Genomic DNA, 25,740 nt, shown 5'->3' on the forward strand with positions numbered 1-25,740 from the left:
CCCCTCGCACCCCGACGGCTCCTGGAGGAGAGCAATGATGACAAGAGGAAGCGCGCGGCGCGGCGCGGCCGCACTGTCGGCCGGGCTCGCGTTCGCGCTGCTGCCCGCCGGAGGTGCGCACGCCGGGCCGGACGGTGCGAGACCCGCGACCACGAAGGCCGCGCGCGCCGCCCGCACGGTCCCAGCCGGCCGCACTGTCCACCCGCGCGGGCGAAGCGGTCTCCCGCGAAACGCTCATGGCCGAGGTGTGGGACGAGAACTGGTTCGGCTCCACCAAAACCCTCGACGTCACCATGGCGAGCCTGCGCCACCGCCTCACCACAGCAGTCGCCGGCACGGCCCGTCCCGCGCAGATACCGGAGATCACCACCCTGCGCGGCCACGGCTACCGCCTCGACAGGTGAGGACATCTGCTGAGGTGGCTAGGAGTTGCTCCACCCGGACGTACTGGAATACGAGTCCAGCAGGTCCACCACGAAGACGAGGGTCGAGCCCGCCGGGATCAACGGTGAGGGCGACTGATTGCCGTAGCCGAGACGCGGGGGAACGATGATCTCGCGTCGCCCGCCGACCTTCATCCCCTTCACTCCTCGGTCCCAGCCCTTGATGACCCTGCCACCGCCCAGGGCGAACTTGAACGGCCGGCCCCGGTCCCAGGAGGCGTCGAACTCCTTCCCGGACTCGAAGGTCACCCCGACGTAGTGGACCCGGACCACCATGCCCGGCTTCACCTCGGGCCCGTCCCCGACGACCAGATCCCGGATGGTCAACTCGGTAGGAGCGGCCCCCTCCGGGACGTCGACCTCGGGCTTCGTCAGTTCGCTCATTGCGTCCTCAGCAATCTGTGACGGTTTCGAATCGGCGTACCCACTCTCCATGACCAGGGTCCATGCGGCGATGTCCTGATAGCGCCGCGGGCCCGGGTGGCCTTTCACCGTGCTGCCAACCAGATGGAGGCGTTCGGTCCGCCAAGGGCGTCCGGTGAAGCCGTCGAGGCAGGCGGCCGCCGCGGTCACGGACGCGCTGTCGGAGCGGCGGGCGCGGGCCAGCGTGAGGTGGGGCCGCAGCGGACGTTCGACGAAGTCGACGCCGCAGTCCCTGACCCGCGCCCGTACTGCTTCGGCGAGCTCGTGCAGACCGTCGAGATCGCCCTCGATGCCGCTCCACAGCACGCGCTCGTCGAAGTGCCCGCCGCCGAGGAGCGCCAGTTCGAGGGCGGGACGGGTGGCCGCCAGGTCGGCGAGGGGTGACCGAAGCCGCTGCACGGTCTGTACCGGCAGCTCGCCGAGGAAGGCCAGGGTGATGTGCCAGTCCTCGATGCGGTTCCAGCGCAGGTCGGGATGGGCGGCGTAGGCCGGGCTCAGCGCGTGCGCCAGCTCGTCCTTCGCGTCGTCGGGCGGCGCGAGGGCGATGAACGCGTGCTGGGTGGCGGTCTGGGGCGGTTCGGTCACGGATGTCTTCTTACCTCATGCGTCCGCGGGCCCGGAGCCCGGCTGCCTGGCGTCCAGGCGACGGGCAGAGCCTGGTCGCTCACCCCCGCCGCGGCCGGCCTCAGACGGTGAACTCCCGGATCACGGTGTTCCGGAACACCGCCGCACCCCCGGTGGTGAACAGCGCGATCCCGGTGTCGACCAGATAGGGGAACGCCTCCATCGAGTGCACGTACCGCCCGTCGTCGAAGAACACCTCGACGGTCGTCCGGTCCACGAGCGCGCGCAGCCGCACCGACCGTGTACGCGCGTCGAAGGGCGTGTGGCTCTCCTGGTACTTCCCGGAGGCGTCCGGGTTCGGCACGCCTCGGCGATTGACGAAGGCGAAGTCGTCGTAGACGCCCGCGTCGATGTGGCGCCCGCCGTCGACGGATCTGCGCAGCTGGACGCCCGCCCCGGTGAGCGCGCCGGCCCAGCTGATCTCGCACGTCAGCTCGTACGAGATGCCGCTGTAGGAGAGTGCGAGCTGCCCGTCGACCGTGAGATCCCCGAGGTCTACGGTCTTCGAGACGTGGGCGTCGAGCGCGCTGACCGGAGCCGTGGCGAGGAACAGCGTGCCGGACGCGTCCTTGCGGAGGGTCACCTCGCGGACGATCGAGTCGGTGCCGTTGAAGCCGTCGGAGTCGATGGTGGGCGTCGTGTTCGGGTAGTCCCAGTTGTTCATCCAGCCGATCGCGTACCGCATGGCCGGGTCGACCGAGCCGTCGGCGCGGTGCTTGTCGAAGGTGACGGCACCGTAGAAGTCGAAGCCGTGGTCGAGCCACTGAGGGTCCGCGGCGTCGGGCGTGAAGGCGGTGCCGTCGAAGGAACCGGTCCAGTACGCGTACGTGTTGGGCAGGCCGGACGCCTTGCCGTTGGCACTCACGCCGAGCACCCAGGTGGCCGCGCCGCCGGTGCCGGTGATGTGGAACAGGTCCGGGCACTCCAGCGTGCCGAGGCCGTCGTGGAGGAAGCCGCTCGCGTACGTCCAGGACTTGAGGTCGTCGGAGTGGTAGATGCCGACCTTGGTCTTCTCGGCGAGGGCCATCACCCAGCGGCCGCGCTCCTCGTCACGGATCACCTTCGGGTCGCGGAAGTCCTTGACGCCGGGGTTGGGGAGGACCGGGTCGGTGCCGTGATGGGTGAAGCTGCGGCCGCCGTCGGTGGAGTAATAGAGGTACTGCGCCTGGGTGTCGGCGGTGCTGTCCGGCTCCATCGTCACGACGACGATGACGGCGCCCGCCCCGAACCCGGCCGTGTTGCCGGTGTCGACCACCGCGCACCCCGACCACACGTCACCGTTCGCCGTCGTGTCCTTGGGCACGGCCACGCCCCGGTCGCGGAACGCCACGAGATCGGTGCTGGTGGCCAGGCGCCAGGTGGTACCGGACTCCGTCCCGCCCGTCAGGTAGTCCGGGTTGTAGAGGTAGTAGTAGTGGTACTCGCCGTCGATCCAGATCGGCCGCTGAGGGTCGTTCTTCCACTGGTCGGGGACCGTGAAGTGGTACGTGTCGCGGTAGTGGGCGCCCGTCTGCTTCGCCTTGCGTGCCGTCGGAGCGGCGGCCTGCGCGGGTGAGGCGGCGGGCAGCAGCGCCGCGCCGGCGCCGAGAGCGGTGGCCGTACGGAAGAGGGCCCTGCGGTTCAGGCGCGGTCCAGGGGGTGTCATGGGCGTCATCGGTCCTCGGTTCTCCCAGCTTCACTGGCGGGGGTAACGGGGCAACGGGGGTCGACCAGGACTGTAGGCCTAACTCGTTAAAGGTTGGAAGGGGGCGAGTTCATTTTCCTGACACGATTTAGGTCACTGCCCGAAACGGGTCGTTCCCGGCCGTTCGGCTCTCCGGGGGTCCGTCAGGGCCCGACGCCCGGTCCGTCCCCCACCGACTCCCGCAGGACCGCCGCGCACGCCAGTCTGCGCACCTCCGCCTCGGGTGCGCGCCGCGCGCCGATGGCGTCGAGCAGCAGCCGCACCGCCTCCTCGCCCATCGCGCGATGCGGCAGCGCGACGCTGGTCAACGGCGGGTCGAGGAAAGCCGCCATGTGCTCCTGGTCGTCGTAGCCGACGAGGGACACCTCACCCGGTACGTCGATGCCGAGCCGGGCGGCGGCGTGCAACACCCCAGCCGCGACGCGGTCGTTGTAGCAGACGATGCCCGTCGGACGGTCCGGCCGCGGCCGGTCGAGGACGCGCCGGGCGCCCTCGTACCCTGCCGAGATCTCCCCGCCCGTGCGCACCACGTCCTCGGCCGCCGCGCGCAGCCCGGCCCCGCGCAGCGCGTCACGGAAGCCGCGCAGCCGCTCGGCGGTCGCGATGTCGTCGAGCCCGCCGACGAAGGCGAGCCGACGGTGCCCGGCATCGAGCAGCAGCCGCGCCGCGGTCCGTCCGCCGGCCCGCTCCGCGGGCACCACCGCGGCGTACGGACTCCCCTCCGGGGGAAGGCAGTTGGCCAGCACGGTCGGCGTGCGGTCGAGCCCCCTCGGCAGCCGCCGTGCGCGGCGCAGCGACATCGCCGCGTAGACGATGCCGTCGACCCGCCGGTCGAGCAGCTCGGCGACGGCGGCGTCCTCCTTCGCCGCGTCGCCCGAGGAGTCGACGGTCAGCAGGAGGTGTTCGTGCTCCCAGGCCGTTTCCATCGCGCCGCGCAGCAGCGCGCCCGCGAACGGCGACGACGCGATGTGGTCGGTGACCAGACCGATCACGGCGGTACGCCGACTGCGCAGACCGCGTGCCACGGCGTTCGGCCGGTAGTCGAGCCGTGCCGCGGCCTCCCGGATGCGGCGCTGGGTCTCGGCGGAGAGATTGCCGTCGGCGCGGCCGTTGAACACGAACGACACGGCGGTGTGCGACACGCCCGCGAGCCGCGCCACGTCACGGGAGGTCGCCCGCGCGGCGCCCCCCGGCAGCGCCGCCCCTGCCCGATCACCGGACCCGGCGTCCGGCGCACCACCGGTACCGGCCGCGTCACGCCCGCGCCCGCCGACGCCCCTGCCGCTCGAACCACCCCTGTCCGCCATTCGGGCACCCTATCGACGACGCCCGTGACCTCGTACGGCGATACTGGGCGTACGCACGGCCGTGCACCGCGACGGGCGTGACCCAGCGCCCCAGGAATCGAGGACGAACCGTGAACCGCCGCCCCACCGCCCGCGACGTCGCCGAACTCGCCGGAGTGTCACGGGCCGCAGTCTCCTTCGTCTTCAGCGGCCGCGCGGCGGGCAACCTCTCCGCCGGCACGCAGGAGCGGATCAAGAGGGCGGCGGACGAACTCGGCTACCGTCCCGACGAGGTGGCCCGTTCGCTGCGGCGCAAGCGCAGCGCGGTCATCGGACTGCTCAGCGACGAGATCGCGACGAGCCCGTTCGCCGGGCGGATGGTGCTCGGCGCGATGGACGCGGCCCGCGAACGCGGCCACCAGGTCCTGCTCCTGGAGTCGCGGGGCGCCCCGGACGCCGAGGCCGAGGCCATCGCCGAACTGCGCGCCCGCCGGGTCGACGGCGTCGTCTACGCGGCGATGTCGATGCGCCGCGCCCGGGTCCCGGACGGCCTGGATCCGGCCCGCACGGTGCTCGCCAACTGCCTCCCGCACCAGCCGAGTTCGTACGCGTATGTGGTGGCGGACGAGCGGGGTGGCGGCCGCCGTGCCGTGGACGTGCTGATCGGTGCGGGCCACCGCGACATCGCGCTGCTCGGGGGCGAGAGCGGCAACATCGCGGCGTCCGACCGCGCCCGCGGATTCACCGACGGTCTGCGCGCCGCCGGCCTCACGGCGCGCGAGGAGTGGACGACGCGGGCGGGCTGGCAGATCGACGAGGGCTACGCGGCGGCCCTGCGGATCCTCGACCGTCCCGGTGAGCCCCGCCCGACGGGCATCGTCTGTGCCAACGACCGCGTCGCGGCCGGCGCGATGCTGGCCGCCGCCCGGCTCGGCATCGACGTACCGCGCGAGCTGTCCCTCGTCGGCTACGACGACCAGGACCAGATGGCGGCCCATCTGGTCCCGGCACTCACCACGGTCGCGCTGCCGCACTACGAGATGGGCGCGCAGGCGGTCCGCGCGCTGCTCGACGCGGCGGACGCGGGGCGGGAGATCGACCGGACGGCGGGAGTGCTGCTCGACTGCCCGGTGGTGGAACGCGCGTCGGTGCGGGGACCCACGACCGTGTGAGGGCGGCCCGCGTCAGCCCCGTCGCTGTTTCCTCCCGTGCGGAAGGCCGGTGGTCCTGCCGTACTCAGCTCCCCGCGCCCACGGGGGAGTCGTGTACGCGTGGAAGTCACGGCGTCATCCCAGCTCCCACCCCGACACCCGAACCTCCGCGGCCCCCCGCACGACCCCCACCCCGATCACCCCTTCCGGCGCCGGGTGCACCTTCTCCGTCAGCATGGCCCGCTCGTCGACGAACACCTCGACCAGGGGACCGTCGACCAGAACCCGCAGCCGAGCCCGGGTCCCGCCCGGCACGACGGCGGTGACCCGCGCGGTTCTGGGCAGCGGATGGTGCGAGGTGGCGGCCGCGTTCGTCCGGTCGAGGGTGGCGAGCCCGCGCGTCGGGTTCAGCCGCAGCGCGACCGTGTCCCCGAGGCGCAGCTCGACCTCGGAGTCGGGATGGCCGACGACCGCGTCCAGTTCGATCTCGTACGCGGCCGGAAGCGCGTCCCCCACGGTCAGCTCGGCACCTCGCAGCCCCGCCAACTCCCGCGCGGGCGCGAGGCGCACCGTGCCGTCCGCGTGGACGCCGATCTCCCGCGGGTGGCTGAGGCAGCCCGCCCAGCCGGCGGCCACGGACTCCTCCTCGGTACGCGACTCCCAGCTCCAGCCCCACAGCAGGGTCCGGTCGTCCTCGACGAGGGCGGTGGCGGCGTAGAGGTCGCGGCCGTGGTCGAGCATGCCGCCCGAGGACGGAACGAAGGTCAACCCGGCGGCGGACGGCGCGAGTTCGCCGATCAGGTACGTCGTCGAGTACGTGATGTCGGCGGCCCACAGCGACAGGAGCAGGATCCAGCGGCCGTCCCCGGTGGGCAGCAGCGCGGGGCACTCCCACGCGTCGGCGGGCGCGGCGTGGCGGGCCGCGAGCGGGTGGGCCGCGTCCAGGAGCGAGCCGGCATAAGTCCACTCGGTGAGCGAGTCGACGCGGTAGAGCAACACGTCGGGACGGCCGCCCGCGCCCGGTGCGCCACGGTGCCCCGCACCGATCACGGCCCAGCGTTGGCCCTCGTACGAGAAGAGGTACGGGTCGCGGAAGGCGAGCAGGTCGAGGCCGGGCGGCGGGCCCGGGACGACGGGCTCCGGCTCGGCCTTCAGCGTGGTGATCGCCTCGTCGGCGGCGCGCGCGAGCATGACCGAGCCGATGCCGTCGGTGCGGTCCATGCCGGTGTAGACGGCGGTGGGCACACCGTCCTCGACGACCGCGCAGCCGGACCAGGCGCCCAGCTCGTCGCGGCTGCCGGGGGTCGGGGTGAGCGCGATGCCGTGATCGGTCCAGGTCATGAGGTCGGGGCTGGAGGCGTGGCCCCAGTGGATGTCGCCCCAGACGGGCCGGGCCGGGTTGTGCTGGAAGAAGAGGTGGTAGCGGCCGTCGTGGAAGAGCGGGCCGTTGGGGTCGTTGCACCACTGGCCGGCGGCGGGCCGTACGTGGAGGCGGGGTGTGTTCCGGTCGTGCGGGTCGTTCCGGTCGTTCCGCTCGGACATCGTGGCGTCACTTCCTGTCGTGGGACCCAGGGGGCCTGCTGTGTCGGCTGGATTGCCGGCGCGTGTCCGGCCTCTTGCCAAACGGAACCTAACACGTGATAGTTAGCCCGCCCTAGCACGTGTTAGGGACTGGATTCGGAATGGCTCATTCCGGCATGATGAGGCGGCTCCGCTCGCACGAAGCGGGGCCTGGCGCGAGGGAGCGCACACATGACCATGCAGCAGGAAGCGGCGTCGTCGGCCGCCGGCGGTCACGCCCAGCAGGACTCGGGGGCGGCCCCCGGGCACAGCCGGCGGAGGGTGAACTTCACCCTGGCCAGCGCCGCGCTCTTCATGTTCTTCGTGACGTGGTCGCTGTCCTGGTCGCTGTTCTCGATCTGGCTGACCCAGGACATCGGTCTGAGCGCCGGCCGCAGCTCGCTCGTGATCAGCGCGAACGCCATCGGATGTCTGATCACGATGCCGGTCTACGGGTACCTCCAGGACCGCCTCGGCCTGCGCAAGAACCTCCTGTACTGGATCGGCGGCCTGATGCTGCTGGTCGGCCCGATGTACATCTACGTGTACGGGCCGCTGCTCAAGCAGCACTTCGCCCTCGGCCTCGTCGTCGGCTCCGCCTACCTCGCCATGGCCTTCGCCGTCGCCGTCGCGACCCTGGAGAGCTACACCGAGCGCCTCGGCCGCTTCCACGGCTTCGAGTTCGGCCGGGCCCGCATGTTCGGCTCGCTCGGCTGGGCCGCCGCGACGTTCTTCGCGGGCCGCCTGTTCAACATCGACCCGAACCTGAACTTCTGGGCCGCGTCCGTCGCCGCCGCCGTCTTCGTCGGCCTGACCGTCGCGATCCGGGTCGCGGACGGCCGCCGCGCCGCGGCCGTCGACGAGGCGGCCTCCTCGGTCTCGCTCTCGGACGTGAAGTCCCTCTTCTCCTACCCCGCCTTCTGGGGTCTGCTCCTCTTCGTGGTCGCGGTGACGGCGACGTACAACACCTACGACGCGATGTTCCCCTCCTACTTCACCTCGCTCTTCGCCACCGAGGCCGAGGGCAACCGGATGTTCTCCGACCTCAACTCCGTACAGGTCTTCCTCGAAGCGGGCGGCATGGCGCTCGCGCCGTTCCTGGTCAACCGCATCGGGCCGAAGAAGTCGCTGCTCATCTCCGGCGGCATCATGGCGGCCCGGATCCTGCTCTCCGGCCTGGTCACCGGCGCCCTCGCGATCTCCGCGGTGAAGCTGCTGCACTCCGTCGAGCTGCCGATCATGCTGATCGCGATCTTCAAGTACATCAACCGCCACTTCGAGCCCCGGCTGTCGTCCACGATCTATCTGGTCGGATTCCAGCTGGCCACCCAGCTCGGCGCCGCCGTCATCTCCCCGCTCGCCGGGCTCGGCTACGACAGCATCGGCTACCGCGGTACGTACGCGGTCATGGGCTGCTGCGTCGCCGTCGTCACCGCTGTCTCCGTCCTCACCCTGCGCCCCGACTCCAAGGGGATCACCCTGACCGGAAAGGAAGCCCTGGCGTGATCGTCGTCGCCGGTGAAGCCCTGATCGACCTGGTGCCGCAGGGCGGCACCGGCGACCCGCTCGCCCCTTTGCTGCCCGCGCGCGGCGGCGGCCCGTACAACACGGCCGTCGCGCTCGGACGGCTCGGCGCGGACGTCGCGTTCTGCTCCCGCGTCTCTACCGATGCCTTCGGCGCGGCACTGGTGTCCCGCCTGGAGAAGGAAGGCGTGGCGGTCGGCCTCGTCCAGCGCGGCCCCGAGCCGACCACGCTCGCGGTCGCGTCCGTCGGCGAGGGAGGTTCGGCGGAGTACTCCTTCTACACGGAGGGCAGCGCCGACCGCCTGTTCGCGGTCCCCGCTCAATTGCCCGCCGACGTACGGGCGTTGTCCGTCGGCACCTGCTCGCTCGTCCTCGAACCGGGCGCGAGCGCGTACGAGGAGCTGATGCGGCGCGAGTCCGCCCGGGGCGTCTTCGTCGCCCTCGACCCGAACATCCGCGCCGGCCTGATCCCCGACGCGGACGCCTACCGGGCCCGCTTCAGGAGCTGGCTGCCGTACGTCTCCCTGCTCAAGCTCAGCGAGGAGGACGCGCAGTGGCTCGGCGGCGACATCGAGGGCTGGCTCGCGGCCGGCCCCTCGGCCGTCGTCGTGACCCGGGGCGGTGAAGGTCTGACGGCCTTCACGGCAGGGGGCGGCGGCTCCTGCTCGGTGCCCGGCGTGGACGTCGAGGTCGTCGACACGATCGGGGCCGGCGACACGGTGAACGCGGCACTGCTGCACGCCCTCGCCACCCGCGACCGCCTCTCCCGTGCGGGGCTCGCCGGACTCGGCCCGGCCGACTGGAGCGAGGTCCTGCGGTTCGCGGCACGGGCGGCGGCCATCACCTGCTCACGGGCCGGGGCGGAGCCGCCGTACGCCGTGGAGTTGCGCGGGGGCGCGTGAAGCGCGGCGGATCTCATGGCCCCTTTGGCACGGCCGAGTTGAGCGCGGGCGGGCCGGGGGAGCGGTCGCGGGCCAGAACGTCGAGGCGAGGCCCTGTTCCGCCACCGGACGGCGCGGTGAAGCAGGCCACCGCCAACTGGCGCCCGGATCCGAGTGGGTCGCCCGGAAGTCGCCTGACGGGCGAAAGCCCAGATCAGGCGCCTTCTTTCGTGCTCCTAGAAGAAGCTCAGCTTCTGTGCCGAGTACGACCGTCTCCGGTGGAAACACGCTCGACGTGACCGTCAACGGCAGCACCACCCACTACGCCATACCCTCGTCGTTCTTCCCGTACAAGCAGTACTTCAAGGCCGGTTCCTACAACCAGTCCTCGTCCAGCAGCACGACCAAGGGCGCGCGCGTCGCCTTCTACGGACTCAACGTCTCGCACGGCTGACACCCCCGCTCCGCGCGGTGCGTCGCTCATGCGGCGCACCGCGCTGTCCCGCGTCACGGCAGTGGGACACCGAGCCGCGTCGTCAGTGCCCGGCCGACCCGGCTGCCGACGTCACCCTGGGCCTGAGCAGGGTGATCTTCGAAGCGCCCTGTTCCGTGACGTACAGCGTGCCCTTGGTCGTGTCCTCCGTGATGTCCAGCGGCTGCTGGAATCCGGTGAACCCGGTGATGCCCGTCGTGGGCGCCGACAACCTCCCCTGCGCGTCGACGCCGAACACCTCGATGTCCTGGCCGCTGCTGTAACGGACCACGAGGAGCGTGCCCTTGAGCGCGCCGCCGAAGGCGTCGCCCCGGTACTCCACGACCCCGTCGGCGGACGCGTGCAGTCCGGCGTCGTACATTCCGGCCGCGTCCAGATTGCGGTCGGGCCGGGTACCCACCGGGTAGCCGGTGACCTCGAAGGGAGTGGTGTCCGACGTGGGGTTGCCCCCGGCCAGCACCCACTCGCAGCGGGCCGGGTTGGGATGCCCGTAGTACCGGTTCTTCTTGACGTCGAAGACGTAGTCGGTCTCCGCCACGGGGTTGGACGTGATCCCCGGCACGGTCGGACCCGAGTAGGCACCGGCCGTCGCCGCGTCGATCCGGCGGGAGCAGGCGGCGGGCAGCGGGGTGGGCGTGGCGGGTGTGTTGCCCCCGGCCGCGGACCCGTTGGTAGGTGTGTAGAGGTGGCCGTTGGTGTGCCACACCAGGTCGTAGGCGTTCCGCACGCCCGTCGCATAGAGGGTCAGGGGCGCGTCGGCGGCGAACGGGTCGTACGTTCCCGGGCTCTCGGTCCGCACGTCGACCGCGCCGGACGCCGGGAGCTTGGCCGGGTCGAGCCGGAGCACGGCGGCGTTGAGCAGGTGCTCGGGGCGGTTGCCCCACGTCGGATCGGCGGCGCCCATGGCGTTGTTGGCGCCCTGCGTCACGTACAGGGCTCCGTCGGGGCCGAAGGCGAGGGAGTTGGTCTCGTGGTCCTTCACCGAACGCGGCAGGTGGCTGATCACCTCGGTGTACGTGGTGAGGCCCGGACCGCTCAGCCTGGCGATGCTGCTGGACCAGTCCGGCTCGTTCGGTGTGCCTCCCGCGTACATGGTGTTGGAGGTGATCCACAGCACCGGGGCGGCCGCCGTGGAGGACGGGTCGAACGCCATCCCGATGACGGAGCGGTTGGGTGCTCCCGGCAGTCCGCGGGCCGTCGCGTCCGCGCGCACGGTCGAGATCGTCTCCGCGCCGCTCAGGGTGCCGTCGGCGGCGATGGCGTACCGCATGATGTAGCCGTCCAGCGTGGACGCGTACAGCCTGCCGTCGGGTCCCTTCAGCACGGAGGCGAAGCTCTTTCCCGTCGCGGACGTGGCCACCTTGTCGAAGGCGATGCCGCCGGTGCCGCCGCCCGCTCCGGTGGTGAACACCGAGGTCCACGGAGTGAAGGCACGCCCGTCCAGGTCCCGGGCGCCGCTGGTGACGGTGAAGCGGTAGCGGGTGTTCGCCTTGAGCGCGGTCGTCGGCGACAGGTTGATGACGTCGCCGCCGCCGCTCGTGATCACGTGGGCGGGCACGGCCGCTCCGGTGACCGATTCCTGGAGGGTGACCGTGCCGGAGGTGAGGCTCGCGGTGTCGACGCCGGGGCCGACCAGTCTGAGGTCCGCCACGACGCTGCCGGTCGGTGCCGCGCCGGTCGCCGTGTTCGCCGGGGTCACCGTCCTGACCTCCGGATGAGCGGCGGCGTCGGCGAGCGGCGCGACGGTCACGTACGCGATCTTCGTGTTGCTGCCGCCGACCGGACTGATGGTCAGCCGGCCGTCCGCCACGGCCGCCTGCACGGTGGCGGTCCGGTATCTGGAGGCGGACGTGGGCACGAAGCCGTCGACAGCGTTCTGGTTCTCGATCTGGAGCGCGTGGGTGCTGTCCACGCTCGTGGCGTCGCCCACCGCGACCGTCACGGTGTAGGTGCCGTCGGGGACGGCCATTTCCCAGCGGCCCGGGGTCTTCACGCCGGCCGACGAGGCGGGGAGCTGCATGTGCACGAAGGTCGCGAGGAGCCGGTCGGGCTCGGCGGTGCCCCTGTCCCGGCCGTTGCCGGTCAGGTCGAGCGGCGTGCTGTTCGTCAGGCCGACCCAGCCGTAGCTGAGTCCGGAGCCCTGGCCGGCGCCGGTGCGGGCGCCGAAGGGCTGTCCGTAGTCGAGTGCGTAACCGCTCACGGGCGCGGTGGCCGCGGTGCCGAAGTCGACCTTCGCCGAGAAGGCGGTGTCCGCGCGTGCCTGCGCGGGAGCCGCCAGTACGAGACCGAGGAGGGCCAGGACGGGCAGGAAGCCCGCCGTGCGGGGCGCGGGCCCGCTCCGTGAGCGCCCGCGTCTTCGAAGGCGTACCAGGGTCACGGTCTTCTCCTGTCGAGAGGGAAACGGGCCCCGTGCCGCGGCGACCGGCGACGGCTCCGCCGATGTGACGGCATCGGCCGAGTCGCGCGGTCCCGTCACCGCGCCCGGGGCTTTGCCGTGCCCATGACTGCCCCGGGCGCGGCGGTCCACGCTGCGGCCGGGACCGTCATGGGCACGGCGCGCGGCCTGCCACCTCCGCGCACGCCGGTGACCTGCTGGGCAGCGGCGAATCCCGCTTTCCGTGGACGCAGTTGGAGCACGGCGGGCACGTCGGCTGCGGGGGAGTCCACTACTGCGCCCGTACCAGTGCGCGTGCTCCGGTGCGCCGCCGCGACCTACGCCGCGCGGACCCATGCGGACGCCCGACTCGGCCGATTCGCGCGAGAACGCCCTTTACACCCACTCGACCCTTGGGCATGGTCATGCCCTCGTCTGCGCGCCTGTCGCGCACCTATGGGGGGACCACATGCAGACCCGACCGTTCCGGCGCTTCGCGCTCGGCAGACTCAGATCCACCGGCCTCATAGCGCTGGCGCTCGCCGCCGTCGTCGCCGCGCTCCTTCCGCTGACGGGAGGCGGCGCGGCCACCGCGGCCTCCGGCGCCGGTGCGCCCGACCCCCGCCACCCGATGGCGGCTCCGCACGAGCCCGTGGTGCCCGCGGACGCCATGGAACCGACCGCGCCCGTCCTGTCACGGGACGGCTGGACCGTCTCCGCGAGCGACGAGGAGACGGCGTCCGAGAACGGACGTGCCGCGAACGTGCTCGACGGAAGCACCGCCACCATCTGGCACAGCAGGTGGAGCGGCACCGCCGCACCGCTGCCGCACACCCTCACCGTCGACATGCACCGGACGGCCGTCGTATCCGCACTCGTCTACCAGCCGCGCACCAACAGCCCCAACGGCAGGGTGGGTTCGTACGCCATTCACCTGAGCGCAGACGGTACGAGTTGGGGATTCGCCGTCGCCTCCGGCACCCTCGGCGACGACGCGACCGCCAAGACCCTGAGCTTCGCCGCCCAGGGCGCCCGCTACGTGCGGCTCACCGCGACGAGCGAGGCCGGCAACCGCGGACCCTGGTCGTCCGCGGCCGAGATCAACCTCCTCGGCGACCCCGGCTCACCCGCCTCCGTCGTCGACCTGCCGCGGACGGGATGGACCGCGACGGCGAGCGACGAGGAAGCGGGCGCCGCGGCGAACGCCGCCGCCAACGTCCTCGACGGTGATCCGGACACCATGTGGCACAGCCGGTACTCCGGCACCGCCGCGCCGCTGCCACACAGCATCACGATCGACATGAAGAGCGCCCGCGACGTCTCGGCCCTCACCTACCAGCCGCGCCGGTCGGGCGCCAACGGCCGGGTCGGCGCCTACACCGTCACGACCAGCACGGACGGCAGCACGTTCGGGGCCCCGGTCGCGAGCGGCACATGGAAGGACGACGACACCGTCAAGGGCGCCACCTTCTCCCGTACCGTCAGCGCGCGCTACGTCCGCCTGACGGCCACCACGGAGGCGGGCGGGCGCGGGCCGTGGTCCTCGGCGGCGGAGCTCCGCCTCAGCGCCCCGGCCAACCCGGCGACCGCCGGCTCCTGGGGACGGATCACCGGCTTCCCGCTGGTTCCCGTGGCCACCGCGCTGCTGCCGAACAACAAACTGCTCGCCTGGTCCGCGTACGGCGTCGACCGCTTCGGCGGAAGCAATGGCTACACCCAGACGGCGATCATGGACCTCGCCACCGGAGCCGTCACACAACGACGCGTCGACAACACCAAGCACGACATGTTCTGCCCCGGCATCGCGGTCCTCAAGGACGGGCGCGTGTTGGTCACCGGCGGCAGCAACGCCGAACGCGCGAGCCTCTACGATCCGGCCACCGACACCTGGTCGGCCACCGGCGACATGAACATCGCCCGCGGCTACCAGGCCATGACCCTGCTCTCAGGCGGCGACGCCTTCGTCCTCGGCGGCTCCTGGAGCGGGGCCCGCGGCGGCAAGGACGGCGAGGTCTGGTCGGCGGCCACCGGTACCTGGCGCAAGCTGTCCGGCGTACCCGTGACCACCACCATGACCGCCGACCCGGCGGGCCCGTACCGCGCCGACAACCACCAGTGGTTGCACGCCACTTCGAACGGCCGCGTCCTCCAGCTGGGCCCGAGCAAACAGATGAACTGGATCTCCACCGAGGGCGACGGCTCCGTGACGGCCGCCGGTACGCGAGCCGACAGCGCGGACGCCATGAACGGCAACGCCGTCGCGTACGACATCGGCAAACTCCTCACCCTGGGCGGCGCGACCGCCTACGAGAACACGACGGCCACCCGGCGCGCGTACACCGTCGACCTCAACGGCGGAGGCACCCCGGTGGCCGCGCGCACCGGTGACATGGACTTCGCCCGCGCCTTCAGCAATAGCGTGGTCATGCCGGACGGCAAGGTCGCCGTGTTCGGCGGGCAGTCCTACCCGGTCCCGTTCAGCGACGCGACCTCCTCGCTCACACCGGAGATATGGGATCCGGCGACGGGGCAGTTCACACGTATGGCGAGCATGGCCGTGCCGCGCAACTACCACAGCGTGGCCAACCTGCTGCCCGACGGGCGCATCTTCTCCGGCGGCGGCGGTCTGTGCGGCGACTGCGCCACCAACCACGCCGACGGCGCCGTGTTCACACCGCCCTACCTGCTCAACGCCGACGGCACCGAGCGCACCCGCCCGGTCATCACCGGCACCGTGCCCGCTCGCGTCGCCCACGGTGCGACGGTCCCCGTGACCACGGACTCGGCGGTCACCTCGTTCGCCCTGGTGCGGGCGGGGGCGGCCACGCATTCCACGGACAACGACCAGCGCCGCGTACCGCTCACGTTCACCCGCAACAGCACGACGTCGTACACGCTCAGCATCCCCTCCGACCCGGGAGTGGCGCTGCCCGGCAGCTATCTGCTGTTCGCGCTCGACTCGGCCGGAGTACCGAGCAAGGCCCGGATGGTCACCGTGGGCTGACCGCACACGCGGGGTGGCAGGAGTGCCGGGAACAGGCGGCCTCCTGCCGCTCCTGCGATGGGCCGGGCCTGTCCACGGGGCGTGAAAAGAGGTCTGTCGCATCCGAGTTGACCATGGCATCCCTTGCGCCGTGTGAAGCTATGCCCATGGATGATGTGAACGCTGATGTGAAGAGCAGGCTGCAGACGGACCGCCCGCACTCGGCCCGTGTCTGGAACTACCTGCTGGGCGGCAAGGACAACTACCCCGTAGACAGTGAGGTCGGCGACGCCATTCTGTCGACCTTCCCGGAATTCGCGGCCGTGGCCCGGCTGCAGCGCGCCTTCCTCACGCGTGCCGTGCGCTTCCTCACGGCCGAGGCCGGCATCAGGCAGTTCCTCGACATCGGCACCGGGCTGCCCACCGCCGACAACACCCACGAGGTGGCCCAGCGCGTCGCGCCGGACAGCAGGATCGTCTACGTCGACAATGACCCGCTCGTGCTCGCCCACGCCCGTGCCCTGCTGACGAGCAGCCCGGAAGGGGCGTGCTCGTACATATCGGAGGACGTGCGGAACCCGGAACGCATCCTGGCCGAGGCGGCGGACACCCTGGACTTCAGCCGGCCGGTCGCCCTGACCCTGCTCGGCATCATGGGGCAGCTGTCGGACGCCGACCGCCCCCGGGAACTGGTCGCCACCTACCTGGAGGCGCTGCCCGCCGGAAGCTACGTGGCCCTGAGCGACGGGATCAACACCAACGACGCGCTGAACGCGGCCGTGACCGCCTACAACGCGCAGTCGGCCAACACCTACCACTTGCGCTCGCCGGAAGAGATCGCCGCCTACTTCACCGGTCTTGAGACCGTGGACCCCGGCGTCGTCGCCACGTCGGCCTGGCGCCCGGACGACATGCAGCCCGCGGAAGAGGCCGTGGAGGTCGCGTACTGCGGTGTGGCCCGCAAGAGTTGAAGCCCTGGCCGTTGCGGCGCCGAGCCGGAACGCGTACGTCCCTGGGTGTGAGGTCCGCATGTGCCCCGCCTGCCACCGGCGGGGCACATCAGCGTCGACGGATCAGCGGGGCCAGAACCGCGGCCGGGTCGATGCCGGACGGCAGGTCGCTGACCTGGCCGTCGCCCACCTCGACCACCCGCCAGGCACCGTCCGTCCGGCGAGCGACGTCGGTGGTGACGAAACGGCAGCCCAGCCGGCGTACGAGCGGCTGGATCTCCGTCAGGTCGGGACGCGGCAGGAGTCCGGGAGTGTCGGGGTGTGCCGTGATCGCGAGACGCTCCCCGTCCAGCCACCACACGCGAGCCTCGCCCGCCGCACGGTCGAACGACTCGAAGGCGCGCAGCACGACGCCGCCCGTGAGGAACTCCTCCTGGAGCGCGACGAAGCGGCTCACGACCCGGTGCACGGCCGCGGTGTCGGCGAGATCGGGGAGGTGGCACGCCCCGTCCCAGTCGTCCTTGCGGGACTTGACGAAGTCCTTCACGACGCCCGGCCCGGGAGGCAGGGCCGAGGCCAGATCCGCCAGCTCCGCGGCCGTGGGCGGGAGACCGGGGCGGCAGGGCATGACAGCGCTGGCCGGAGTGACGTCGGCGAACGTCTCGTACCAGGAGGGAAGTTCGTGTGCCGAGCGGTACATCGCGGCCGTGGTGCACAAACGGGCGCCGCGCTCCTCCAAGGCGGCGCCGAGGTCCGCGTAGACCTCGGCCGTCATCATCCACCCGCGGTACCAGAGCGGACCGAGCCCCTGCGGAACGCGTCGTACCGCCTCACCGGCACGACCCGCCAGCAGGGCGTCGTGATCGACGAGGGCCACACCCGCCCCGAGTGAGCGCGCGACGGCGGCCTGCGCCGCGAAGTGCGGATCGCAGCGGGTGGGTCGCAGTGGGTCGGCGCAGAGCAACAGGGGAGTCGGCACCGGCACACCGTAGCGGGGGAGGCTCTTCATGGGTGGGACAGCAGGTGAGGTCTGACGCTTGCCTCATGCGTCCGCGGGGGCGCAGCCCGGAGGCCTCCCTGCGGGTGAGTGAGCCCGGCTCGTCGTGCGGAAGCCGCAGTTGCCGCTGAAGGAGTCGGCGGTGGTGGCGGTGCGGGCCGAGACGCGGTAGCGGTTGCAGTAAGAAGGATGGCAGAGATATGAGCCGCCGCGCAGGACGTGCCGGGCGTCCGGGGTGTCCGGTGCCGGGCAGCGGGGGTCCCGGCGCGGGGAGCGGGCGTACCAGGTGGGGTCGAAGCCGTTTCTTCCGCGGCCAGGAGGGCGACAAGTGGAAGGGCCAGGTCGCCGACCCGGACATCCCGCCGACGCACACCCTGCGCCGCGGCCGGATCTGGCGGCAGGACTGGGGCAACCGCCGGCACCTCGCCGACCCCGCCGACCACCCGCAGAACCTCACCTTCGACGCCGGCCTGGAGTTCATCGCCACCAACCGGGACGAGGACCGCTGGTTCGTGCAGATCGAGACCTTCGACCCGCACGAGCCGTTCTTCTCCTACGCCGAGCACAAGAAGCACTACGCCGCCCGCGACGCGACCTACGACGGCCCGCACTTCGACTGGCCCGACTACAAACGCGTCACCGAGGACGAGCGGACCGTCGCCCACGCCCGCCACGAGTACGCCGCCCTGCTCACCATGTGCGACACCTCCCTGGCACAGGTCCTGGACGCCTTCGACGCCCACGGCCTGTGGGACGACACGCTCCTGATCGTCTGCACCGACCACGGCTTCCTGCTCGGCGAACACGGCTGGTGGGGCAAGAACGTCCAGCCCTGGTTCGACGAGAACATCCACACCCCGCTCTTCGTCTGGGACCCGCGCACCCGCGCCACCGGCCGCCGCTCCGCCCTCGTCCAGACCATCGACATCGGCCCCACCCTGCTGGACTTCTTCGGCCTCGAGCGCACCCCCGACATGCTCGGCGTCCCGTGGGACCCGCGCACCCGCGCCACCGGCCGCCGCTCCGCCCTCGTCCAGACCATCGACATCGGCCCCACCCTGCTGGACTTCTTCGGCCTCGAGCGCACCCCCGACATGCTCGGCGTCCCGCTCGGCGACACGACCGCCGACGACGGTCCCGTCCGCGAGGCCGGTCTCTTCGGCTCCTACGGCGCCCACGTCAACGTCTCCGACGGCCGCTACGTGTACATGCGGGCCTCCGTCCGGCCCGACAATCAGCCGCTGCGCGAGTACACGCTCATGCCCACCCACATGGACAGCCGCTTCTCCCCGGGCGAGCTGCGCGACGCGACACTCGAAGGCCCGCTCCCCTTCACCAAGGGAGTCCCCGTCCTCAGCCTGCCGGGCTTCGCCGTCGGCAACCCCTACGCCCTCGGCACCCGCCTCTACGACCTCGCCACCGACCCCGACCGCTGGAGCCGGATCCACGCCATGTCGTCAGCGCTGCAGGGTGAGCAGCCCCGGGCGGTAGGGCAGGAGGCCGTAGTCGCCGCCCGAGTTGGGGCTGCGCCCCTGGTAGAGCAATCGCAGGTTGCAGGGATCGACGGTCATGGTCTGATCGGGGCTGGTGCGGATCAGTTCGCCATGGCTGATGTCGTTGGTCCAGGTGGCGCCACTGTTGGCCTTGCCTGCGAAGGGGCTGCTCTCGGTCGTGGCCTGGGGTGTCCACGAGCCGTTGAGGCTGGTGGCGGTGAACGAGCGGAAGTAGCGGCCCTGTGCGCCGATCGCCTCGACCATCATGAGGTAGCGGTTCTGGCCCTGCATCTTGTAGACCTGCGGGGCTTCGAACAGGTTGTTCGTCGTGTCGCTCATGACCACGGTCGACGTCGTCCCGAAGCTGCCCGGGAAGTTCCCGATCGGCATGGCGGCCCGGTAGATCTTGCCGTTGTCACCGGCGAAGAAGAGGTACATGTTCGTGCCGTCACCGATGAGTGTCTGGTCGATGGGGCCCGTTCCCGAGTCGGCGATGCTTCCGGAGAAGAGTGTCTGCGGGGACGACCAGCCGTTCGGGTTGGTGGGGTCGCTCGACGTCCGGTACGAGAAGGCGGCGCCGCCCCACTGGTAGGTGAGCACCCAGAGGTTCCTCGGCGCGAAGTAGAAGAGCGTGGGAGCGACGGTGGACGTCGGCATGGTGTTCTGGCCGGCTGTGGCCATCTCCGACCAGTCGCTGAACAGGTTGAAGTTCATCGAACCCCAACTCGTCCCCGTGTCGTGCGTCGTCGCGTAGACGAGCTGCTTGCCGTTGTAGGGGGCCACGGTGAAGTCCTTGAGCGACACCCATCCCGACTTGGGCTGCGCGAGCGCTCCTGTCGATGTCCAGCGGTAGGACGACGGGAGATCGCACGCGCCCGGGGTGTCGTCGCCGGCCTTGACGAGCTTCCACTGCTGGTTGGCGCCGCCCCAGTCGTCGTACTGGACGATGTTCGCGTTGTCGGCGGTGGAGCCGCCCTGTACTTCTAGGGCCTTGTTGCTGTTGCGCGAGACGAGCCGCACATAACCGTCGGAGCTGTCGACCAGCCGCCACTGCTGGTTGGCGGCGTTCAGGTCGGTCCACTGGACGATCGAGCCGCCGTTCGCGGTGGACCAGTTGTACACGTCCAGCACTTTGCCCGAGAGGCGGGACTTGACGCGGTAGTAGCCGTCGCCGGAGTCGACGAACTGCCACTGCTGCTGGCTCTGATCGTTCCTGGTCCACTGGGTGATGCGGGAGCCGTCGCCGGTCGCCAGGTTGTAGACGTCCAGTGCTTTGCCGCTGTTGCGGTTGACCAGCACGTACGAGGCGTTGGGGTCGACGGTCGCAGCGGCGGCGGGCTGGGCACCGAGGAAGGCGGCCACGAGCAGCAGGGGCGACAGAACGGTGAGCAGGCGTCTGAGACGGAGCGGGGACGAGGGGCGTAACCACATCGGAGGGCCTCCATGGCGGGCAGGGGAAGCGGTAGGGGCGGAGACGCTATAAAAATTTCCGGAAGATTCCCGGAATTATTGACGCCACAAGCTAGGAACGTGAGCTCGCCGGGTCAAGGCCTGTCACCGATCTGGCCGCAAAAAGCTTCTCTCCCCTTGTGGTTGACGAACGGTTACTTCGGTCAATAGGGAGCTGGAAGTTTCGGAAGAAGAACGGAAACTTGTGCGGGGAGTATTGACGATTCACAGTCAATCGCTCGATCATCCCTGTCTGAGAAACCGGCCATGGTTCGATATATCGACCGAGCGTCGGCTCTGAATGACTTTCAGTCCTTCCATGATGTCGACCTTGGAGGCACCGTCATGGGCTCGTACGTTCTACCCAGACCAGTTGTCCGCAGAAAACTCCGCGGTCTTCTGTTATCGCTGGTCGTCTGCATCCTCGGTGCGGCCCTCGCACTCGTCGCACAGCCGCCCGCACATGCCGCCGAGAGTACGCTCGGCGCCGCGGCGGCGCAGAGCGGCCGCTACTTCGGCACCGCCATCGCCTCGGGCAAGCTGGGCGACTCGGCGTACACCACCATCGCGAGCCGCGAGTTCAACATGGTGACGGCCGAGAACGAAATGAAGATCGACGCCACCGAACCGCAGCGCGGCCAGTTCAGCTTCACCGCTGGCGACCGCGTCTACAACTGGGCGGTGCAGAACGGCAAGCAGGTGCGCGGCCACACCCTGGCCTGGCACTCCCAGCAGCCCAGCTGGATGCAGAGCCTCAGCGGCAGCACCCTGCGCCAGGCCATGATCGACCACATCAACGGCGTGATGGGCCACTACAAAGGCAAGATCGCCCAGTGGGACGTCGTGAACGAGGCCTTCGCCGACGGCAGTTCGGGAGCCCGGCGCGACTCCAACCTCCAGCGCACCGGCAACGACTGGATCGAGGTCGCCTTCCGCACCGCGCGCGCCGCCGACCCGGCCGCCAAGCTCTGCTACAACGACTACAACGTCGAGAACTGGACGTGGGCCAAGACGCAGGCCATGTACAACATGGTCAAGGACTTCAAGCAGCGCGGCGTGCCGATCGACTGCGTCGGCTTCCAGTCGCACTTCAACAGCGGCAGCCCCTACAACAGCAACTTCCGTACCACCCTGCAGAACTTCGCCGCTCTCGGCGTCGATGTGGCCATCACCGAACTCGACATCCAGGGCGCCGCGGCCACGACGTACGCCAATGTGACCAACGACTGCCTGGCCGTGCCGCGCTGCCTCGGCATCACCGTCTGGGGCGTGCGCGACACCGACTCGTGGCGCTCAGGGGACACACCGCTGCTGTTCAACGGCGACGGCAGCAAGAAGGCTGCCTACACCACCGTCCTCAACACACTCAACGGCGGCTCCTCCACGCCGCCCCCGTCGGATGTCGGAACGATCAAGGGCGTCGGTTCGGGTCGCTGCCTGGACGTGCCTGGCTCCAGTACCACCGACGGCACCCAGCTCCAGCTGTGGGACTGCTCGGGCGGCACCAATCAACAGTGGACGTACACCGCCGCTGGTGAACTCAGGGTCTACGGCGACAAGTGCCTGGACGCCGGCGGCACCGGCAACGGCACCAAGGTCCAGATCTACAGTTGCTGGGGCGCCGACAACCAGAAGTGGCGCCTGGGCTCCGACGGTTCCATCGTCGGCGTCCAGTCCGGCCTCTGCCTCGACGCCGTCGGAGGCGGCACGGCCGACGGCACTCTGATCCAGCTCTACTCCTGCGCGAACGGCAGCAACCAGCGCTGGACGCGCACCTGACGCTCCCGGGTCGCCGCCGCGGTGGCGGCGACCCCGCGCTGGGATCAGCCGCGGCCGGCACGCTGGCGGCCCGCGGCTGCCGCTCGGGGGACCGGGTCGCCGCGCTCCTGTCCAACCGCGTCGAACTGATCGACCTGGTGCTCGGCTGTGCCTGGCTCGGCGTGGTCGTGGTCCCGCTCAACACGGCACTGCACGGACGGCTGCTCCGACACGTGCTGGACGAGTCGCAGCCGCGGTTCCTGTACGAGGAGGAGGAGCTGGCCGTACGCGTGGGGGACGTGGGATACTCGGGGAAGGTGTGGGTGACCGGTTCGCCGCAGGCGCCGGTCCCCGGCATCGAGAAGGCGCTCGACGCACGCCCGTCCCGTCCCGATGACACAGCCGCCATCCTGTTCACCTCCGGCACCACCGGCCCCTCCCGTGGCGTGCGCTGCCCGCATGCCCAGTTCGCCTGGTGGGGTCGGACCGTGGCCGACTCGCTGCGCCTGACCGCCGACGACAGCCTCTACATGTGCTGCCCCTGTTCCACACCAACGCGCTCAACACGCTGGCGCAGGCGATGACGGCCACCGCAACGACATCTCCCTGCCCCCACGACCGCGTCGAGACCACCGCGTTCCTCACCATCCGCCAACTCCTCGTGGAAACGGACATGGTGGCCGCGCTGCCGGAACTCATCGGCGCCAGCGACCCTCGGCTCGCCGCACTGCCGATCTCGCTCGACCTCGTCGGCGCACGAGTCGGCATCACCCTCGCGGCTGGACGCCGTCCGAGCCCGGCCTCGGAGGCCATGACGCAGTCACTCGTCGCCATCGCGGACTCGGTGCACCCGACGCCGGCTCGATCCGACTGAGTTCCGGCCGCGCGAAGCGGGCGAGGAGCTCGTCTCTCCCCGAGTCGGCCGACCGAAAGTGAGTCAAGGACATCGGTGCCGACGATGGGCGGGCCACCGGCCATCTCCGGGCCCGCGCCCGGGTGGCGACCGCGCGGGCATGAACCAGTCGGGCGCGTCCACCGCCTTCTCCGTGCAGGCCCCGTCCGCGGGCGAGTACCGCCTCCTGCTCCACTACACGAGCACGGCCAACCCGGAGAACACCAGCATCGACCTCAACGGCACCCGTGACTGGCCGCTCCCCGCCCACCTCGGCCTGCGGGTCGGCGGCGCGGACCGGGGCGCCGTGTACTTCCCGCGCACCGCACCCCACGACGGGGCGTTCCCCGACGGTCGGGTCTCGATTCCGGTGACACTGGAGGCCGGTACCAACACGGTCTCCTTCGTGCACCGCGAGGGCAGCGGACAGGTCGAGCTGGACCGCGCCGAACTGTCCGCGACTCCGAGGATCTAGGAGATCCGTCGCTCTAGGAGAGCAGACCCGTGGCCCGCGCAAGCCTTTCGCCTTCCTTGAGGCGGGCGTGGGCCTCCTCACCGAGGGCCCGCACCAGACCGGCCACCACCGTCTCGATCACGGCCATGGTCGGCACCAGGCTGTCGTATGGGGAAGGTGTGGTCACCTGGGCGGCCAGCACCACCTCGGAGTGAGCGGCGGCCGGTGACAGCCAGGGGTCGGTGAAGAGGACGACCCGGCCGCCGCGTTCGTGCAGCAGCTCGGCGAGCGCCGCCTTGTCCGGCTCGTAACGCCGGAAGTCGAAGACGACCAGGACGTCACGGCGGCCCCAGCTCGTCAACGCCGCGGTCCGCTCGACGGTGCGCTCGGACAGCACCGACACGCCGTCGCGCAGCTGCATCAGATGGAGCGCCAGATACTGGGCGAGGTGGGCGGTGAAACGGCCTCCGGTGAGCGTGATCCGGCGCTTCGGGTCGCTCAGCAGCTCGACGGCGCGCTCCAGGTCGTGCGGCGGCAGTTCGTCGTAGGTCTGCGCGAGCGCCGCCGTGAAGACCCGACGGCCCTGATGCAGCAGGCTCTCATCGCCCTCCAGCTCGCTCGCGCCCCGGTCCGCAGCCTCGTACAAGGACAGGGGAGAGGCGCTGCGCTCCTCGAGTTCCGCCCGCAAGCCGGACTGGAAGTCGGGAAAGCCGCGGAATCCGAAGCGGCCCACGAACCGGAGTACCGTCGGGGCGCTCACGCGGGCCCGCTCGGCCACGACGGCCACGGTCTCGAAGCCCGCGGCGGGGTAGTCGGCGAGGAGCACCCTGCCGACCCGGCGCTCCGCGGGGCTGAGTTCTCCCAGCTGCTGGCGGATCTGGTCGGCGAGGGTGCCCTTGGCCATGGAGCGTTCCTTTGCGGGGTGAGCGGTGCGTCGAGCCTAGCGTTGCGTGCTGCGCCAGGTCAGTCGGTGTCGGCGCAGGGATCGATGTCCATGCGCAGGTCCAGCAGCGTCTGCGGCGTGGTGCCGTCCCCGCTGAGCGGTCGGAAGCCGCGGGGTTCGGTCAGGGTGACGGCGAATCGGGGGCCGCTCTCGTACGTGGTCGCTGTGGCGGTGCGATGCGTGGAAGCGGCCAGGGCGCGGGCGGTGGTGCGCAGGCTGTACGGCGTGCCTACCGCATTGTCGGGGGAGTAGAAGACGTCGGTGTTGGGCGGCACCGGTCCGTACGAGGCCGGGGCGATCCGGTGCTTGCCCGGGGTGGTCACCGTCCCCGTACGAGGGTCGTAGCTGTCGCCCGATGTCAGATAGCTGTAGCGGGCGTTGTGCAGGTGCCAGCCCGCGTGCCCTTGTCCCTCGTGGGCGGCGGACAGGTTCAGGACGCTGACGCCCTGGCTGCCGATGACACCCACCCGCTCGTGCCTGCCGCCCGGACGGTCGACGACGAGAGCCGTGTCCTCGTCTAGGGCGTAGACGAGGTCGTGGCCGGTGTCGGCGGCCAGGCGCAGCGCACGTCCCTCGCGGCCGGTGGTACCGGTGTGCGTGTCGAGCAGGCCGGAGCGCAGGAAGCCGAAACCGCCGCGGGGCAGATAGCCGAGGACGGTCGGGTCGTCGAAGTAGCCGGGTCTGCTGCCGTCCCGCAGCGCCGGGTAGGAATCGCCGCCGGTCACCATGTCGGGGCCGGACGCGATCTGGGCGCCGGCGCTGGACCCGGAGACCACGGCGCCGTCGGCCAGCTTGGCGCGGATCGCGGCGAGCACCTTGGAGTCGGTGTGCCGGTCGCCGTGCAGCAGGCTGGTGACGTACCGGTACTGGTCGCCGCCGCCGAAGAAGAACCCGGTCATCGAGTCGATCTGCGAGACCACCGCGTCGGAGTCGGCGTTGGCGACGTGATCCAGGTCCACCGGGATCCACTGGGCGTCCACGGCACCGTGGCGACGGAAAAGACCGGCGTAATAGGCGCCGTTGCACTCGGAGTTGCTGCACTTCTCCGGATCCCCCGCGTCCGGGTCCTGACTCGCGGGCACGGACGCCGCGGTCAGCACGCCGATGCGGGCGCGTCCGGGGCCGCCCGCGCGGCGGATGATCTCCCCGTACACCTGCGTGTTGTCGTCCTTGAGGCCGCCGCCGACCAGGACGAGGGAACCGGGACCGTGGTGCGCGGGCGCCGTCCCGGACGGGGCGGCGGGAGCCGGGCTCGCGCCGATCACGCCGAGACAGACGGCGATACCGGCCGCGCCGACGGTGCGGCGGACGCCACGCAGCGGACGGTGCTTCGGAGAGGTACTCATCGCGGTGTGCTCCTGGAGAGAGGGGAGGGGCG

18 protein-coding genes and 5 pseudogenes are annotated in these 25,740 nt (G+C 71.0%); 12 read left to right on the forward strand and 11 right to left on the reverse strand.

Annotation, left to right across the window (positions count from 1 at the left end; all coding sequences use genetic code 11):
• Window positions 1–194 precede the first annotated feature (194 nt).
• A pseudogene (locus ABII15_RS36935) lies at window positions 195–404 on the forward strand (helix-turn-helix domain-containing protein); the annotation flags it as partial.
• A gap of 18 nt (window positions 405–422) precedes the next feature.
• On the opposite strand, the gene ABII15_RS36940 reads toward ABII15_RS36935, so the two are convergent.
• From ABII15_RS36940 to ABII15_RS36955, 4 genes and pseudogenes are all read right to left on the reverse strand, one after another.
• A complete protein-coding gene (locus ABII15_RS36940; protein ID WP_353947316.1) occupies window positions 423–827 on the reverse strand; it encodes an FKBP-type peptidyl-prolyl cis-trans isomerase in 405 nt (134 codons plus the stop codon).
• Window positions 828–887: 60 nt separating this feature from the next.
• Window positions 888–1,451: pseudogene (gene thpR / locus ABII15_RS36945) on the reverse strand (RNA 2',3'-cyclic phosphodiesterase); the annotation flags it as partial.
• A gap of 100 nt (window positions 1,452–1,551) precedes the next feature.
• Window positions 1,552–3,135 carry a glycoside hydrolase family 32 protein gene (locus ABII15_RS36950; RefSeq protein WP_353946657.1) on the reverse strand — a complete coding sequence of 528 codons (1,584 nt, stop codon included), beginning with the start codon at window positions 3,133–3,135 and terminating at the stop codon, window positions 1,552–1,554.
• Window positions 3,136–3,317: 182 nt separating this feature from the next.
• Window positions 3,318–4,481, reverse strand: coding sequence for a LacI family DNA-binding transcriptional regulator (locus ABII15_RS36955; protein WP_353946658.1), 1,164 nt, complete (start codon window positions 4,479–4,481; stop codon window positions 3,318–3,320).
• A gap of 110 nt (window positions 4,482–4,591) precedes the next feature.
• On the opposite strand from ABII15_RS36955, the gene ABII15_RS36960 reads away from it, so the two are divergent.
• Window positions 4,592–5,632 carry a LacI family DNA-binding transcriptional regulator gene (locus ABII15_RS36960; protein WP_353946659.1) on the forward strand — a complete coding sequence of 347 codons (1,041 nt, stop codon included), beginning with the start codon at window positions 4,592–4,594 and terminating at the stop codon, window positions 5,630–5,632.
• Window positions 5,633–5,746: 114 nt separating this feature from the next.
• Here ABII15_RS36960 and ABII15_RS36965 read toward each other — a convergent pair whose 3' ends face one another.
• Window positions 5,747–7,153 carry a glycoside hydrolase family 32 protein gene (locus ABII15_RS36965; RefSeq protein ID WP_353946660.1) on the reverse strand — a complete coding sequence of 469 codons (1,407 nt, stop codon included), beginning with the start codon at window positions 7,151–7,153 and terminating at the stop codon, window positions 5,747–5,749.
• 210 nt (window positions 7,154–7,363) lie between these two features.
• Here ABII15_RS36965 and ABII15_RS36970 point away from each other — a divergent pair, with 210 nt between their 5' ends.
• The 3 genes and pseudogenes from ABII15_RS36970 to ABII15_RS36980 all read left to right on the forward strand — a co-directional run.
• Entirely contained in the window at window positions 7,364–8,677 is a 1,314-nt protein-coding gene (locus ABII15_RS36970) for an oligosaccharide MFS transporter (RefSeq protein WP_353946661.1), read from the forward strand.
• Window positions 8,674–9,597 (forward strand): carbohydrate kinase, encoded by a 924-nt coding sequence (locus ABII15_RS36975; RefSeq protein ID WP_353946662.1) that lies wholly within the window; start codon window positions 8,674–8,676, stop codon window positions 9,595–9,597. The genes ABII15_RS36970 and ABII15_RS36975 overlap by 4 nt, the downstream gene beginning before the upstream one ends.
• A 250-nt stretch (window positions 9,598–9,847) precedes the next feature.
• Window positions 9,848–10,030 (forward strand): annotated as a pseudogene (locus ABII15_RS36980) (polysaccharide lyase family 7 protein); the annotation flags it as partial.
• Window positions 10,031–10,112: 82 nt separating this feature from the next.
• Here ABII15_RS36980 and ABII15_RS36985 read toward each other — a convergent pair.
• Complete coding sequence (locus ABII15_RS36985; protein WP_353946663.1) at window positions 10,113–12,446, reverse strand: Ig-like domain-containing protein; 2,334 nt, start codon at window positions 12,444–12,446, stop codon at window positions 10,113–10,115.
• 466 nt (window positions 12,447–12,912) lie between these two features.
• Between ABII15_RS36985 and ABII15_RS36990 the strand changes: the two genes are divergently transcribed.
• Both ABII15_RS36990 and ABII15_RS36995 read left to right on the forward strand, forming a co-directional pair.
• Complete coding sequence (locus ABII15_RS36990) at window positions 12,913–15,447, forward strand: discoidin domain-containing protein (protein WP_353946664.1); 2,535 nt, start codon at window positions 12,913–12,915, stop codon at window positions 15,445–15,447.
• 140 nt (window positions 15,448–15,587) lie between these two features.
• Complete coding sequence (locus ABII15_RS36995; RefSeq protein WP_353946665.1) at window positions 15,588–16,397, forward strand: SAM-dependent methyltransferase; 810 nt, start codon at window positions 15,588–15,590, stop codon at window positions 16,395–16,397.
• Between the two features lie 88 nt (window positions 16,398–16,485).
• Here the strand turns inward: ABII15_RS36995 and ABII15_RS37000 are convergent, their stop codons facing one another.
• Together ABII15_RS37000 and ABII15_RS37005 are read right to left on the reverse strand one after the other, a co-directional pair.
• Window positions 16,486–17,385 carry an ATP-grasp domain-containing protein gene (locus tag ABII15_RS37000; RefSeq protein WP_353946666.1) on the reverse strand — a complete coding sequence of 300 codons (900 nt, stop codon included), beginning with the start codon at window positions 17,383–17,385 and terminating at the stop codon, window positions 16,486–16,488.
• Between the two features lie 33 nt (window positions 17,386–17,418).
• A pseudogene (locus tag ABII15_RS37005) lies at window positions 17,419–17,646 on the reverse strand (SUMF1/EgtB/PvdO family nonheme iron enzyme); the annotation flags it as partial.
• On the opposite strand from ABII15_RS37005, the pseudogene ABII15_RS37010 reads away from it, so the two are divergent.
• A pseudogene (locus tag ABII15_RS37010) lies at window positions 17,574–18,356 on the forward strand (sulfatase-like hydrolase/transferase); the annotation flags it as partial. The pseudogenes ABII15_RS37005 and ABII15_RS37010 sit on opposite strands and share 73 nt — an antisense overlap.
• Window positions 18,357–18,830: 474 nt before the next feature.
• On the opposite strand, the gene ABII15_RS37015 reads toward ABII15_RS37010, so the two are convergent.
• Window positions 18,831–20,297 carry a non-reducing end alpha-L-arabinofuranosidase family hydrolase gene (locus ABII15_RS37015; protein WP_353946667.1) on the reverse strand — a complete coding sequence of 489 codons (1,467 nt, stop codon included), beginning with the start codon at window positions 20,295–20,297 and terminating at the stop codon, window positions 18,831–18,833.
• 363 nt (window positions 20,298–20,660) lie between these two features.
• Between ABII15_RS37015 and ABII15_RS37020 the strand changes: the two genes are divergently transcribed.
• From ABII15_RS37020 to ABII15_RS37035, 4 genes are all read left to right on the forward strand, one after another.
• Window positions 20,661–22,094, forward strand: a complete 1,434-nt coding sequence (locus tag ABII15_RS37020; protein ID WP_353946668.1) for an endo-1,4-beta-xylanase — start codon at window positions 20,661–20,663, stop codon at window positions 22,092–22,094.
• A gap of 107 nt (window positions 22,095–22,201) precedes the next feature.
• On the forward strand, window positions 22,202–22,657 hold the full coding sequence (locus ABII15_RS37025; RefSeq protein ID WP_353947317.1) for an AMP-binding protein: 456 nt from the start codon (window positions 22,202–22,204) through the stop codon (window positions 22,655–22,657).
• On the forward strand, window positions 22,654–22,947 hold the full coding sequence (locus tag ABII15_RS37030) for a hypothetical protein (RefSeq protein WP_353946669.1): 294 nt from the start codon (window positions 22,654–22,656) through the stop codon (window positions 22,945–22,947). Before ABII15_RS37025 ends, ABII15_RS37030 begins: the two co-directional genes overlap by 4 nt.
• A 139-nt stretch (window positions 22,948–23,086) precedes the next feature.
• Entirely contained in the window at window positions 23,087–23,440 is a 354-nt protein-coding gene (locus ABII15_RS37035; RefSeq protein ID WP_353946670.1) for a hypothetical protein, read from the forward strand.
• 13 nt (window positions 23,441–23,453) lie between these two features.
• Here the strand turns inward: ABII15_RS37035 and ABII15_RS37040 are convergent, their stop codons facing one another.
• The gene (locus tag ABII15_RS37040; RefSeq protein ID WP_353946671.1) at window positions 23,454–24,323 is read right to left on the reverse strand and encodes a MurR/RpiR family transcriptional regulator; all 870 of its coding nucleotides are present in this window, start codon (window positions 24,321–24,323) and stop codon (window positions 23,454–23,456) included.
• Between the two features lie 59 nt (window positions 24,324–24,382).
• A complete protein-coding gene (locus tag ABII15_RS37045; protein ID WP_353946672.1) occupies window positions 24,383–25,708 on the reverse strand; it encodes a cyanophycinase in 1,326 nt (441 codons plus the stop codon).
• Window positions 25,709–25,740: the final 32 nt, after the last annotated feature.

The organism is Streptomyces sp. HUAS MG91 (genome assembly GCF_040529335.1).
In the GTDB taxonomy this organism is placed as follows: Bacteria; Actinomycetota; Actinomycetes; order Streptomycetales; family Streptomycetaceae; genus Streptomyces; species Streptomyces tabacisoli.

Excerpts from the sequence above, each read along its gene's own strand:
- ABII15_RS37035 (WP_353946670.1), top strand. The coding sequence starts at position 23,087 with ATGAACCAGTCGGGCGCGTCCACCGCCTTCTCCGTGCAGGCCCCGTCC.
- ABII15_RS36965 (WP_353946660.1), bottom strand. The coding sequence starts at position 7,153 with ATGTCCGAGCGGAACGACCGGAACGACCCGCACGACCGGAACACACCC.
- ABII15_RS37045 (WP_353946672.1), bottom strand. The coding sequence starts at position 25,708 with ATGAGTACCTCTCCGAAGCACCGTCCGCTGCGTGGCGTCCGCCGCACC.
- ABII15_RS36970 (WP_353946661.1), top strand. The coding sequence starts at position 7,364 with ATGACCATGCAGCAGGAAGCGGCGTCGTCGGCCGCCGGCGGTCACGCC.
- ABII15_RS36955 (WP_353946658.1), bottom strand. The coding sequence starts at position 4,481 with ATGGCGGACAGGGGTGGTTCGAGCGGCAGGGGCGTCGGCGGGCGCGGG.
- ABII15_RS37000 (WP_353946666.1), bottom strand. The coding sequence starts at position 17,385 with ATGAAGAGCCTCCCCCGCTACGGTGTGCCGGTGCCGACTCCCCTGTTG.
- ABII15_RS37020 (WP_353946668.1), top strand. The coding sequence starts at position 20,661 with ATGGGCTCGTACGTTCTACCCAGACCAGTTGTCCGCAGAAAACTCCGC.
- ABII15_RS37030 (WP_353946669.1), top strand. The coding sequence starts at position 22,654 with ATGACGGCCACCGCAACGACATCTCCCTGCCCCCACGACCGCGTCGAG.
- ABII15_RS36995 (WP_353946665.1), top strand. The coding sequence starts at position 15,588 with ATGCCCATGGATGATGTGAACGCTGATGTGAAGAGCAGGCTGCAGACG.
- ABII15_RS37040 (WP_353946671.1), bottom strand. The coding sequence starts at position 24,323 with ATGGCCAAGGGCACCCTCGCCGACCAGATCCGCCAGCAGCTGGGAGAA.
- ABII15_RS37015 (WP_353946667.1), bottom strand. The coding sequence starts at position 20,297 with ATGTGGTTACGCCCCTCGTCCCCGCTCCGTCTCAGACGCCTGCTCACC.
- ABII15_RS36950 (WP_353946657.1), bottom strand. The coding sequence starts at position 3,135 with ATGACACCCCCTGGACCGCGCCTGAACCGCAGGGCCCTCTTCCGTACG.
- ABII15_RS36940 (WP_353947316.1), bottom strand. The coding sequence starts at position 827 with ATGAGCGAACTGACGAAGCCCGAGGTCGACGTCCCGGAGGGGGCCGCT.
- ABII15_RS36990 (WP_353946664.1), top strand. The coding sequence starts at position 12,913 with ATGCAGACCCGACCGTTCCGGCGCTTCGCGCTCGGCAGACTCAGATCC.